Origin of the sequence: Microbacterium sp. MYb66 (genome assembly GCF_002979435.1) — a bacterium.
In the GTDB taxonomy this organism is placed as follows: Bacteria; Actinomycetota; Actinomycetes; order Actinomycetales; family Microbacteriaceae; genus Microbacterium.
The window spans coordinates 67,025-80,144 of record NZ_PCOV01000003.1 but is presented as its reverse complement, the minus strand read 5'-3'; the positions used below and the strand labels follow the sequence as shown (position 1 = coordinate 80,144).

Below are 13,120 nucleotides of genomic sequence, written 5' to 3'. Positions count from 1 at the left end.
CCGGCCGTGTCCGGCGGCCTCCTCTCATCGGTAGGTAGCGAACTTGATGTCGCGGGAAGGGACGTCCGCTCCCCACGTCGTACCGCCATCAGTGCTGAACCAGGCGGCGCCCCGCGCGTAGGGATCGCCATCGAAGTATTCGAACCCGTAGGAATTGCTCGTACCGGCGTTCGGCGTCAGGGGCGAGGTCGCGGCGACACCATAGGACTTCGTCGGATCGAGAGCGCTCGTCGATACGGACACCGGCCCGGAGGCCGTCGGCACGTCGCCGGGCGCGAGCGTCCTCTGCCCGACCGTCGCCACGGGCTGACCGCCGGCGCCCAGCTCATACACCCGGAGTTCCAGGTCTCCGATCGGGCTGCCGGCGCGGTAGGCCCAGAAGTCGACGCGTGTCGCGGCCGTCTGCGGGCGGAACGTCTGCATCCTGCCGAGCGTGCTCCGCAGATCGCTATAGGGATAGAAGGTGCCGAAGGTGTTGGCCTGATCGAGGATCGGCGCTCCCGCGTCGTACGCGATCGACGGCATCCATGAGACCTCGGCACCCGTCGAGCCCTGGGTGATGAAGCGGATCGTGTCGCCGGCGGTCACGGCGAGACCGTCGGCGTTCGTGGCGACTCCTACCCTCGTGGCGGGAACGCTTTGCGCGGCCACGACCGCGACGCCGTCCTTCTCGACTCGGACCGTCGGTGTTCCTGCGCCCGTGCTCAATGCGCGTCCGCGGATGTTCACGTATCCCGAGGCCGGTGCGGTCCATGCCAGGGCGACCGATTCGCCGGTGGCGGGCACGCGCGCGAATCGGCCGGACGCGGTGGATGTCCCGTTCCACTGCTGTGCTGCAGCATCGAAGGTCATGGCGGTCCACGACGTGCCGGTCCGCGACTCGTGCTTCCATCCGTGCTGTCCGGCTGTTCCCGTGAAGTCCCGAGCGGCCTGGTAAGTGCGGATGGAGGTGCCGACATCGTGGTTGTCGAGGAAGCTGAACCCGCGGAAGTCCTCGCCGACGCCGGAGACCGCGAGGCCGTGCGGCTCGTCGTAGAGATTGTTGGTCACCGTGCCGGTAGGGACGAAGCAGTTCGACACGCGGTGTACGGCGCCCTCGCCGTTGTCCTCGAAGAGGTTGCCGTCGATCAGGGTGTCGTCGCTGTGGTCGAACGGATCGTTGCTGTTGCCGGGGCATGTCGCCGGGTTGCGGATGGCGAGGATGTCGATGCCGGGCCCGTGGTTCTCCGCGATGTAGTTGTAGAGGATCTTCACGTCGCGGTTCGCGTACTCGAGGTCGATGCCCATCTGATCGTTCGGCGTGCCGACGTCCGGTGTCTGCACGATGAGGTTGTTGACGATGACGAGACCCTCGTTGCGGGAGAGCAGGAGACCCGTCGTGCCGTTCTGCGAGGGGCAGGCGCCGGCGTTCTGAACGATGGAGTCGCGCACCACAGCGTTACGTGTATTGATCAGGGTGATGCCGTTCGGGCAGTCGGCGCGGATGTCACCACCACCGTCGAGGTCATGAAGATAGAGGTCCTCCAGCACTGCATCCTGTACGAGGTTCGCGCCATCGGTGCCGTCGCTGGAACGGATGCCGTTGCACCACGCGATCTCGACCCCCATGTTCGAGTGCGCGACTTCGACGCCGGAGATGCGGAGGTCACGCAGGCCGACGTCGGCGCTGGTGAAGGGGAACGGTGCGACCGTGGCCTTGCCGGTGGCATCGTTGACCGCCGGCCCCGTGATCGCGATCCCGGCGGAGGTGTAGAGGCCGGGGATGGGGGATGACGAGCATGTGCCGTCGTACGTCGAGGAGTTGCCCTGGGCGATGCCGGTGATGTGGTGGGCGTACACGTTCTCGATCGTCAGGCCCTCATGGTCGAGCTCGTCGTAGTAGGCCTGCACGCCGACGGCGGCGTGCGCGACTTCGATGTCGCGCACCGTCACGTGCGACACGTTCTCGAGGTAGACCGCACGGTCGCCGTCCGCGCCGTTGCGGGAGATGAGCGGTCGCGCTCCGCTTCCGTACGCCGCGATCGTGATCGGTGCGGCGCTCGTCCCTGAGCTCGAGATCTCGAGCTGCTGGTTCCAGTTCGCCCCGCGGGCCAGCAGGAGCTCATCGCCCGCAGCGAAGTCCGTCGCGGCGACCGGCACGAAGTCGCACCACGGCGCATCCGTGGTCGTTCCCGGTCCGGCGTTGCTGCACCCGGCGATCGGATTCACGTATCGCGTCGTGCCGGCAGCGGATGCCGCGGTCGGCACTCCGAGCAGGGCGGCGGCGAGGGCTGCCGCGGCCGTCAGGGCAAAGAGTTTTCGCATGGAAGTACCACCTCGTCGTTGAGTTTCGGCTTCGAGTTGACCGCGAGGCGATCACCTCGTAATCTGCTCAGTACGGCCGATTCTAAACGTTTAGGTTCACCGGCCGCCACCCCCCGAATGATCACGCAAAGGAGCCGATCACATGCTCACGATCCGTACCCGAGTCGCTGCCGTCGCCACGGTCGGCGTCGTCGCCGTCGCGCTCGCCGGCTGCGTCGGAACATCTGACGCACCATCCGCCGACGGCGACGTCACCCTGACCTGGTGGGGGTGGAACAACTTCCAGTACGAGCAGGTGATCGACGAGTTCGAAGCAGCCAACCCCGGGATCACCGTCGAGTACAAGAACTACGCGTTCGACGATTACGTCACGGCTCTGCGCCCTGCTCTCACCGGCAGCGACGGGCCCGATGTCTTCCAGATGCAGCCCGGCGCGCTCGTCACCAACTTCGGTCCGCTCGCGGTCGACCCCTCGGAGCACATGGAGTCCGTCCACGGGGCGGACTGGCAGGATCGCTTCTACCCTGCCGGTCTGGAAGCGCTGCAGGCCGACGGGGAGCAGGTCGCGCTTCCGAACTACATGAGCGCCGCCGGCCTCGTCTACTACAACGCCGACATCCTCGAAGAGCTCGACCTCGACGTGCCCAGCGATCTCGACCAGTGGGAAGCGGACTGCACGACGATCATCGAGGCCGGATACGCCTGCCTCGCGCACGGTGCGAAGGACGGCTGGGTCAACGAGGACGTGTTCCTCTCCCTGGCCAACAGTGTGTCTCCCGGGCTCGTCTACGAGGCGATCGAGGGCGAGACCTCCTGGACGCACCCGGACCTCGTCGCCGCGATGACCGCGTGGGGATCGCTCTTCACGAACGGGATCGTCGCCGAAGGAGCGACCGCCATGGCCGAGTACCCCGACGCATTCTCGGCGTTCCTGGAGGGGAACGCCGCCTTCATCGCGCTGGGTACCTGGAACACCTCCCAGACGATGACCGCTGCCGGCATCGCCGAGGCGCAGAAGGGCGTCAGCACCCCCATCGACAACGTCTTCCTGTCGGCGCCCTTCCCCGCCGCGGAGTCGGGCGGGACGCCGACGAGTCCCTTCGGAGGCCCGGACAACGGCTGGGCGGTCGCGGCCAACACGCCCTCAGAGGAGGCGGCGCTCACCTTCCTCGACTTCCTCACCACCGGGTACGGGCAGGAGAATCAGGCCAGCGGTGGCAACATCCCGGCTGTGCGCGACGTCGCGGTATCGACAGAGGACGTCGTTGATCCGCGGCAGGTCGAGGACATCGAGCGCCAGCAGGCGAGCATCGAGGACCTGGTCGGACTGCGCCAGATCCCCTACCCCGACCTGGATGCCGCCCTCGTCGACGCGCTCTCCCAGGTCGCGGCGGGCGCCGCCACTCCGAAGGCCGCGCTCGAGAGTGTCGAGTCGGTGTCAGCCGGCCTTGACCGCGAGTGATCCGTCCGGGGCGGGCTCGGTCATCGAGCGCGCCCCGGACTCCGCGCGACTTCGCAGCCACGAGAGGAACTCCATGACGACGGCAACTCCGGCGAGGCACGCCACCGGGCGCGCGCCGGTGCGGGCATACCGGTCACTGCAGAAGTGGATCTGGGCGGTGCCGGCACTGATCCTCGTCGGAGGCGTCATCCACGCCGCGATCCTGGCGAACGTGTCTTACTCGACTCTCGACTGGAACGGCGTCTCCACCGACGCCGAGAGCGTCGGCTTCGGGAACTACATCGACCTGGCCACCGATGCGACGTTCCTCACCGCGCTGCGCAACACCCTGACATTCGCCGTCGGCACGGTCTTCATCCAGATGGTGCTGGGCTTCGGGCTCGCGCTCCTGGTACGCACGCGAGTGGTCGGTCGCGGTCTGCTGCGCACTCCCGTCTTCGTGCCGGTGGTGCTGTCACCCGCCGTCGTCGCCGTCTCCTTCCGACTGCTCCTCACCCCCGACGGCGCTTTCAATCAGACGTTGGAATCGCTCGGGTTCGGGTGGCTGACACAGGCGTGGCTCGCGAATCCGTCGATCGCCCTCCTCACCCTCATCGCCATCAACGTGTGGCAGTACACCGGATACAGCTTCGTGATCTACGACGCGGCGCTCGGCCAGGTCGATCCCTCGATGATCGAGGCGGCGCGGCTCGACGGCGCCGGCACCTGGCGGCTTACGAAGAGCATCCTGCTTCCGACGGTGTCCGGATCCCATCTCGTGCTCATCGTGCTCGGATTCGTCAGCTCCCTGAAGATGTTCGAGCTGGTCTTCCTCACGACCGGCGGCGGGCCGGGCAACTCGACCCAGGTGCTCACCGGATACATCTACGAGCAGGCGATCGCGAGGTTCCATGCGGGGTACGCCTCGGCCATCTCGATCGTGGTCGTCCTCGTCGCCGCCGTCTTCGCGGCGCTCCAAGTCCGACTGGCAAGGAACGCCTGACATGTTCTCTCATCAATCGCTTCCCGCGCGGATCGTCAGCCAGATCCTCCTCCTCATCGCGGTCGGGGTGCTGGCGCTGCCTCTGGGAATGATCCTGTTCGTGAGCATGCAGGGGGAGGGGCCGGTCAACTATCTCCGCGTCCTCGAAGGCACCCCGTTCGTCCGGTTCTTCGTCAACAGTGTGATCGTCTCCGTCTCCACCGTCGTCCTGGTGACCCTCACCGCGACGATGGCCGCGTTCGCCACGTCGGTGCTCCGTCCCCGGGGGGCGGGGATCGCGCAGCTGCTGCTCATCGCCGGACTCGCGCTTCCGGCCATCGCGCTCGTCGTGCCCCTCTTCTACGCCGTGCAGTCGCTCGGGCTCCTCAACACCTACTGGGCGGTGATCATCCCGCTCGCCGCGATCTCCCTGCCGTTCGGCGTGCTCGTCGCATCGAACTACATCCGGTCACTGCCCGTCGAGGTCTACGAGGCGGCCAAAGTCGACGGCGCCTCCGACTGGCAGTACTTCTGGCGTGTGCTGCTGCCGATGTGCCGGCCCATCCTCGCTGTGGTGGTGATCTTCACCTTCCTGAGCGCCTGGAACGAGTACCTCCTCCCGCTGATCTTCATTCAGAACACCGACATGCAGGTCCTCACCCAGGTGCCGACGTACTTCCAGAGCCAGCGTCTGGTCGACACCCCCAAGATCTTCGCGGCGAACGTGCTCATCAGCCTCCCCGTCGTCGTCCTCTACATCGCACTGCAGCGCACCTTCCAACGCGGTCTCTCCGCAGGTGCCATCAAATGAACGAAGGATCCCCGATGCGGCCCACAGTCCTGGCCTACTTCTTTCCCGACTGGCAGACCGACGCGCGCAACGACGCGTGGTTCGGTGCGGGCTGGACCGAGTGGGAGCTCCTGCGCCGCGCCACTCCGCGGTTCGACGGCCATCGCCAGCCGCGGGTCCCCGCTGCAGGCGAGGAGAACGACGCCGATCCGGCGGTGATGGCGCGTCAGATCGAGCTCGCGCACCAGCACGGGATCGACGGATTCCTCGTGGACTTCTACTGGTACGACGATGGGCCCTACCTGAACCGCGCTCTCGACGAGGGGATGCTGACGGCCGAGATGCCGGACGACTTCCGTATCGCGCTGATGTGGGCGAACCACGAGCTCGTGGACATCTTCCCCTCGCGACACCCGCACCGGAAGCCACCGGTGTTGAAGTCCGGGGCGATCGACAGGCCGGCATTCGAGCGGATGGCGCGGCACGTGATCGACACGTACTTCACGCATCCGAACCACCTGCTCATCGACGGCAAGCCGTTCTTCTCCGTCTACGAGGTCGGAACCCTTCTCGAGGGCCTCGGCGGTGTCGAAGGCGCGCGCGATGCGCTCGACTGGTTCCGGCGGGAGACGATCGCCGCCGGCTTCCCCGGACTGCACCTCGACATGGTCGTCTGGGGCTTCGGTGTACTGCCCACCGCGGTGACGGTGGCGGATCCGGCCACCCTCATGCGTGCGCTGGGCGCCGACAGTGCGACTTCGTACGTGTGGATCCATCACACCGCCATCGAACGACACCCGTGGCCGCTCGGAGAGTGGGGCGATGTGCAGCGCGATGCGTTCGACGCCTACGAAGGATACGTCGAGGCGCTGCCCGTGCCCTTCCACCCCAACGTCAGCGTCGGGTGGGACCCGTCGCCGCGTACGGTGCAATTCGCCGAATGGGAGGACGGCACCTATCCGTGGATGACGGTGTTCGACGCCTCGCCGGATGACTTCCGACAGGGGCTGCTCGCCGCGCGTCAGTTCCTCGCCGACCACCCCGTCACCAACCCGCTGCTCACGATCAACGCCTGGAACGAGTGGACGGAGGGGGCGGCGCTCCTTCCCGACACCCACTTCGGAACACGGTTCCTGGAGACGATCACGGAGGTCTTCCCTCGATGAGCTCTCTCGCACGCGTCGCCTCCGTCTCTGTCGAGCACCACGCCGAGACCCTCGGAATCGGCACCTCGAAGCCCCGCCTCGCCTGGACGCTCGATGCACCATCCGGTTGGAAGCCCGGGTGCGCGGAGGCGCGGCTCGAAGATGCGACCGGTGCGGTCACGGTCGCGCCACTCGATGCGCCGGATGGAGTCCTGGCCCCCTGGCCCTTTTCGCCGCTGGCATCGCGCGAGCGCGTGGCGGTGCGCATCCGCGCGGTGAACGACGCCGGTACTGATCGGACGCCGTGGAGCGCGCCGCTCTTCGTGGAGGCAGGTCTGCTCGACCCGGCCGATTGGCAGGCACGCCCGGTCTCGGCACCGTGGCCCGAGACGCCGGGAACCGAGCGGCGACCGAGTCGGATGCGTCGGCGCTTCGACCTGGACGGCGGGTTCCGCTCCGCCCGGCTGTACATCAGCGCGCACGGCGTCGTCGACGGTTTCCTCAATGAGGAACGGGTCGGAGACGACACCCTCGTGCCGGGCTGGACGAGTTATCGTCACCGCCTCGCGTACCGCACCTATGACGTGACCGACCTGCTGGTCGGAGGCGAGAACGTCTTCGGCGCGCACCTCGCCGATGGGTGGTATCGAGGCCGTCTCGGCTATGTGGAGAACCTTCGCGACTACTACGGGGACGATCTCGCCCTCATCGCCCAGCTCGAAGTCCGCTACGACGACCGAACGATCGTGATCGCGACGGGGGAGCCGGGATGGGAGGCCGCCACCGGACCGATCCTGAGCAGCAGTCTCTACGACGGCGAGACCTACGACGCCCGCATCGGCGACGACTGGCGCGGCGGAGAGTGGGTGCCGGCCGTCGTGGGCGACCGGGATCCGGCGACCCTGTTCGCGCCGCGCAGCGCTCCTGTGCGTCGCCATGCGGAGTTCGCGCCCCGGACGACGACGATGCAGGCAGACGGCAGCATCCTGTACGACTTCGGGCAGAACATCTCGGGGCGCCTTCGTCTGTCGATGACGCACACGCGTCGAGGAGAGGAACTCGCGCTACGCCACGCCGAGGTGCTCGAGCACGGCGACCTCGCTCTGCGTCCGCTGCGTTCGGCGGCGGCGACCGACCGCTACGTGCAGGGCGGAGGCGATGAGAGGTGGGAGCCGCGGTTCACGATGCACGGCTTCCGCTATGCCACCGTGACCGGGTGGGGCGGGTCGCCGGCGGAACTCGATGTGTGTGCGATCGCCTACACGACGCAGATGCGACCGACCGGCTCGTTCGAGACGGACAACCCGCTCCTGAATCGCTTCCACGAGAACGTTCGATGGGGCCTGCTCGGCAACATGGTCTCGTTGCCCACGGACTGCCCGCAACGGGACGAGCGACTGGGCTGGACGGCGGACTTCCAAGTCTTCGCCCCCGCCGCCTCGTTCCTCTACGACATCTCCGGGTTCGCTCTGGACTGGCTCGACGATCTCGCAGCCGAGCAATCGCCCGATGGTACCGTCCCCATCTACGTGCCCTGGCTGCCGCTCGACTACGAGACGAGCCCGCCGGTCGCGGCGTGGGGCGATGCGGCCGTCCTCGTGCCGGACACCCTGCACGAGCGTTACGGCGATGCGGAGGTCCTGCGGCGCCACTTCGAGACCGGGGAGCGCTGGATCGAGCGCGTCCGCGAGCTCGCCGGTGACGATCTCATCTGGGACGAGGGGTTCCAGTTCGGGGACTGGCTGGATCCGCTGGCCCCGCCGGACGATCCGTTCCGCGCCGTGACGTCCACCGGCTTCGTCGCCACGGGATGCTTCGCTCACACTGCAGAGCGTCTGGCGAGGATCGGGCGGGTCATCGGGGCCTCGTCCGCAGACCGGATGCAGCGCCTGGCGGACGACGTGCGCCAGGCATTCGCCGATCGATACCTGGAAGACGACGGGCTTCCCCGCGATGACACCCAAACGGCCTGCGCCATGGTGCTGCAGTGGAATCTCGGCGCCCCGGAGCACCGGCCGCGCGTGGCCGAGCGGCTCGCGCAGCTCGTGCGCGGGAACCACTTCCGGATCGGGACCGGCTTCGTCGGGACGCCCCTCGTGCTGGACGCGCTCGCCGACAACGGACACCTCGAGGATGCCTACGCCCTGCTTCTGCAGACGGAGTGCCCCTCATGGCTGTATGCCGTGACGATGGGTGCCACCACGGTGTGGGAACGGTGGGACTCGATGCTCCCCGACGGTTCGATCAACCCCGGGTCGATGACGAGCTTCAACCACTACGCCCTCGGCGCGATCGCGGACTGGCTGCATCGCAGGGTCGGCGGCCTCGAGCCGGAAGCCGCCGGCTACCGTCGGATCCGTTTCGCTCCGCGCCCGGGCGGCGGCATCGCGAGCGCTCGGACGCACCATGAGACGCCGTTCGGGCCCGCCTCGATCGAATGGCGGATCGGCGACGGGTGCCTCGACGTGCAGCTCGTGGTCCCGACCGGGGCCACCGGCTGGATCGACATCGAGGGCATCGTTCCGCATGAGGTGCCCGCGGGGCACCATCGCTTCACGACCGACGCGCCCCTCAGCTACGCGGCACCGATGACTCTCGGACGATCAGTTCGGGCATGAACACGACCGTGCGAGGCGGGGGAGCCGGTGATGCCTCCGCCTCGAGCAGCAGCTCCACGGCCGTCGCCCCGAGTTCCGCCTGCGGCGGGTGGAGCGTGGTGAGCTCGAGGGGTGAGTATTCGTCGGCGAGGGCGTCGTTGTACCCGACGACCGAGATGGCGTCGGGCACCGCCAGTCCGCGCTCGACGACCAGTGCCTGGAGGAGACCGACGGCGACGAGGTCGTTCACCGCGAAGATCCCGTCCGGGCGCTCGGACTCCGGTCGGTCGGCGAGCCGGCGGCCGATCTCCCGCCCCTGACGGGCGTTGCGCTCGGTGGTCTCGATCAGCTCGACGGTCGCATTCGCGACGCCGGCCGCAGCACCGCGGAAGCCTTCGAGGCGCTCCGCGACCTGGTGGATCTCGCTCGGGCCGCCGACGAACGCGAGCCGGCGGCGTCCGCACTGCAGGAGGTGCTCTGCGGCCATCTTCCCTCCCGCGCGCCCGTCGATGGCCACGGCCGGGAGCGTGCCTTCGTCTGCGCTGTAGTCCAGCAGCACGATGGGGACGCGAGCCTTCCCCTCGACCAGGTACGGGGAAGGGTCTGCGACGGGAGCGAGGAGGAGGCCGCGCACCCGCTGTTCCTCGAACAGGTGGAGGTACTCCGTCTCCAGGTCCACCTGGCTGTCGCTGTCGGCGAGGACCACGTACAGGTCGTGCTCGGTCGCAGCGGCCCTGATTCCGCGGGCGACTGCGGCGAAGAACGGGTCGGTCACGTCGAAGCCGATGAGAGCGAGCATTCGGCTCTTGCCGGCCTTGAGCTGGCGGGCGGCGTCGTTGCGCACGTATCCCAGTGTCTCGATCGCGACTCTCACGCGTTCTGCCGTCTCGGGGCGTACCTTGTCCGGCTTGTTCAGATAGAAGGACACGGTCGCCGTGGAAACTCCCGCATGCTCCGCCACCTCGCGAATGCCCACCACCACATCACCTCACGATGAGTCTAAACGTTTCGCCGCGAACGGCAACGTGCCCTCCTCACCCGACGTCGCAGGGTGAGGAGGGCACTCGGGTGCGACCGTTCGAACGTCAGCCCAAGGGCACCGACGTGAAGGAGGCCGCGTAGTCCGGGACCTCCGCCGGCAGGAAGGGCGCCGAGCCGACCTCGACGAGCGGGTCGTCTTTCGTGTGGTTGTCCCACGGCTCCGGGAGGACGCGAAGCAGGAACTTCTCGATCGCGACGATGGAACCGGCCTCGGGATTGACCGTGAGGCGGAACCGGGCGTCGTCGTTCTCGTAGACGAGAACCTTGTTCGCCGTGGCATCCTCTTCGACCGTGATCCCGTCGGCCAGCGCGAGCGCCTCGAGGAACGTCGCGCGATACTCCGGGGAAGCGATCAGGATGGGCACCGAATGCCCGAGCTCGTCCAGCATGTGCTCGGCGGCGGGAACCGCGAGGCGCTCCTCGATGCCGTCGTAGACGCCGCTCGTCTCGGGGTCGCCGGTGGGGACGAGCTTCGCCGCCTCCGCCTTCTCCGCGATCAGCTGCGCCTCCATGCCGGTCTTCCAGGCGGCGAGGAACGTGGCCGGATCGGTGGGGAAGTCGGCGGTGGGGACGGGAAGCCAGCCGTCGGGGTCTCCCGGGTCGACGTCGGTCGACGTCACGGGCGGGGCGCCGATCGGGTACGACGAGCCGTAGTAGTCCGTCCATGCCTTCTCGACCGCTGTCTCGTCGCCGTAGAGATCCGCGGCGTGGAAGTCCGTGCGAGAGGTCAGGGAGTAGGTTCCGTCCGGTGCGCTGCGGTACGTCGCTCCCGATTCGGTGACGACGGCGGCAGTCGCATCCGTTCGGAGGTTGCCGAAGGGCGGGAACTTCTCGTTCGGACCGCCGATCATGCCCAGGTGCCGGGTCGTGATGGTCACCTCCATCGGCTCGGCGACCGCAGCGCGGATGGAGGCAGCGGTCTCGTTCAGGTACGTCGACGCGGAGGCGGCCTGCGGCTCACCGACGATCCCCGGCGGGATGAGCGCGGTGGCGGTGATCGCGACGGCGGCGACGGCCGTGCCGGCCAGAGATGCCGCGACGATCCGGCCGACGGGGCGGCGGCGTCTCGAGCGGCCGATCGCCTGGTGGAGGGCACGACGGGGAACCTGCGACGACGTGGGGTAGGTGGGCTTCATCTCGCGCACCGTGTCAAGGACGTCCATGGATGATCTCTTTCTCAGCAAGTCGGATGCGTGCGGTCGCGGGGCGGGGCTGGGGTCGGGTGCCCGGCGGGGGAGACGGCGGTGGTGCCGCGAGTTTCGCTCGGATGCGGCTCAGCCTCGATCGGACCGTGCCGACCGGGATCCGCAGCGCGGCCGCGATCTGCTCGTAGGTGAGGTCTCCCCAGGCGTGGAGGAAGAGGACCTCGCGATCGCGGGCGGACAGGGCGGCGATCCGCGGGTAGAGGCGTTCGATCTCACCCGCCGCATCGAGCTGTGCGGACGATCGGTCGAGGTCGTCCGTGGCGATCCGGTCGCTCTGGGCGAAGGACGCCTGAAGGACACGCCAGTGCTGTGCCTGGGCTCTGCGGTGCTGACCGAGCACGTTCGTGGCGATGCCCATCAGCCACGGCAGTGCAGACGGCCGGGTGAGGTCGAAGCGCCGGCGCTTGCGGAACGCGATCAGGAAGGTCTCGCTCACGATGTCGTCGCTCGCCTCCGGCCCGACGCGGCGGGCGACATACGCGGAGACCGCGCCGATATGTCGTTCGAAGATCTCGGAGAATCTCTCCGCGGCCTCGATCGATTCGCGGATGATGTCGTTGTCGTTGCTCACACTAGGTATCCGTCGCTCGGCGCGATCCGGTTCCATCGGCATGAGATCCGCGACGACACAGCCCGAACCGCGCGGCGACTCCTGCGATCATTCCCGGATGTTACCGCCGTCGCGGCGGATGCGACCCGGGGGAGACGGATTCACCGACTATGCTCGTTCTTGCTATAGCAAATGGCCGTTCGCGAGGCGCATGACCACCGCCGCCCGCACCGATCCGACCGTCTTCACCGTCGAAAGGGACAGATCATGACCGAATCCGCACGCAGTGTCGTGGTGACCGGCAGCGGGAAGGGCATCGGGCGCGCCATCGCCGAGCGACTGACCGCCGACGGCTGGATCGTCGTGGGCCTGGAGCGTTCCCCCGGCTCAGGCACCCTCGAAGAGGGCGTCGTGGCCGAGGTCGTGCTCGGCGATGCCTCCGACCGCGCCGTCCACCAGCGGGCCGCGGAGGCGGCGATCGCCCGAGCGCCCCTGGCCGGATGGGTCAACAACGCCGGCATCACGAAGCACACGCCGTTGCACGAGCTCGATGAGAGCGTCGTGCGCGAGATCCTCGACATCAACGGCTTCGGCTACATCTGGGGATGCTCGACCGCTGTCTCGGCCTTCATCGACCAGGGCATCCCGGGCGCGATCGTCAACGTCGGCTCGATCCACGGTCGCGCCAGCCACCCTCACCACGCGGCTTACGAGTTCACCAAGGGCGGCATCGACGCGCTGACCCGCAGCGTGGCGGTGAGCTACGGCCGACTCGGCATCCGAGCCAACACGGTGGCACCGGGCGGAGTGCGCACCCCGCACCTCGAGGCGAAGATCGCCGCCGCCCCCGATCCGGCTGCCGAGGAGCGCGGGCTCGCCGAGGGGCCGCCCATGGGCCGCATCGCTCGTGCGGAGGAGATCGCTGCGGTGACCGCCTTCCTCCTCTCGTCCGAGGCGCCGTACCTCAGCGGCGAATCCATCGCGGTCGACGGGGCGTGGACGGCATCCTTCGGCGACGTCACGGTCGACCCGGCGCTGGAGGCGCGGTTCCGCGGGGAGTGACCG

The 13,120-nt window shown here is 68.1% G+C and carries 10 protein-coding genes; 6 read left to right on the top strand and 4 right to left on the bottom strand.

Annotated features, from left to right (window positions below; all coding sequences use genetic code 11):
- Positions 1-24: 24 nt before the first annotated feature.
- The gene (locus CQ045_RS07665; protein ID WP_105722373.1) at positions 25-2,304 is read right to left on the bottom strand and encodes a right-handed parallel beta-helix repeat-containing protein; all 2,280 of its coding nucleotides are present in this window, start codon (positions 2,302-2,304) and stop codon (positions 25-27) included.
- 142 nt (positions 2,305-2,446) lie between these two features.
- Between CQ045_RS07665 and CQ045_RS07660 the strand changes: the two genes are divergently transcribed.
- From CQ045_RS07660 to CQ045_RS07640, 5 genes are all read left to right on the top strand, one after another.
- Positions 2,447-3,766, top strand: coding sequence for an ABC transporter substrate-binding protein (locus tag CQ045_RS07660; RefSeq protein ID WP_105722371.1), 1,320 nt, complete (start codon positions 2,447-2,449; stop codon positions 3,764-3,766).
- A 73-nt stretch (positions 3,767-3,839) separates the two neighbouring features.
- Complete coding sequence (locus CQ045_RS07655; RefSeq protein ID WP_181156490.1) at positions 3,840-4,748, top strand: carbohydrate ABC transporter permease; 909 nt, start codon at positions 3,840-3,842, stop codon at positions 4,746-4,748.
- 1 nt (position 4,749) lies between these two features.
- Positions 4,750-5,538, top strand: a complete 789-nt coding sequence (locus CQ045_RS07650) for a carbohydrate ABC transporter permease (RefSeq protein WP_181156489.1) — start codon at positions 4,750-4,752, stop codon at positions 5,536-5,538.
- A 14-nt stretch (positions 5,539-5,552) separates the two neighbouring features.
- Positions 5,553-6,683, top strand: coding sequence for a glycoside hydrolase family 99-like domain-containing protein (locus tag CQ045_RS07645; protein ID WP_181156488.1), 1,131 nt, complete (start codon positions 5,553-5,555; stop codon positions 6,681-6,683).
- Entirely contained in the window at positions 6,680-9,280 is a 2,601-nt protein-coding gene (locus CQ045_RS07640) for an alpha-L-rhamnosidase (RefSeq protein ID WP_105722363.1), read from the top strand. The genes CQ045_RS07645 and CQ045_RS07640 overlap by 4 nt, the downstream gene beginning before the upstream one ends.
- Here CQ045_RS07640 and CQ045_RS07635 read toward each other — a convergent pair.
- From CQ045_RS07635 to CQ045_RS07625, 3 genes are all read right to left on the bottom strand, one after another.
- Positions 9,234-10,235, bottom strand: coding sequence for a LacI family DNA-binding transcriptional regulator (locus CQ045_RS07635; RefSeq protein WP_181156487.1), 1,002 nt, complete (start codon positions 10,233-10,235; stop codon positions 9,234-9,236). The genes CQ045_RS07640 and CQ045_RS07635 overlap by 47 nt on opposite strands.
- 109 nt (positions 10,236-10,344) lie before the next feature.
- Entirely contained in the window at positions 10,345-11,463 is a 1,119-nt protein-coding gene (locus CQ045_RS07630) for a hypothetical protein (RefSeq protein WP_105722359.1), read from the bottom strand.
- Positions 11,450-12,076, bottom strand: coding sequence for an RNA polymerase sigma factor (locus tag CQ045_RS07625; RefSeq protein ID WP_181156486.1), 627 nt, complete (start codon positions 12,074-12,076; stop codon positions 11,450-11,452). Before CQ045_RS07625 ends, CQ045_RS07630 begins: the two co-directional genes overlap by 14 nt.
- A 246-nt stretch (positions 12,077-12,322) precedes the next feature.
- Between CQ045_RS07625 and CQ045_RS07620 the strand changes: the two genes are divergently transcribed.
- Positions 12,323-13,117 carry an SDR family NAD(P)-dependent oxidoreductase gene (locus CQ045_RS07620; RefSeq protein WP_105722355.1) on the top strand — a complete coding sequence of 265 codons (795 nt, stop codon included), beginning with the start codon at positions 12,323-12,325 and terminating at the stop codon, positions 13,115-13,117.
- Positions 13,118-13,120 lie beyond the last annotated feature (3 nt).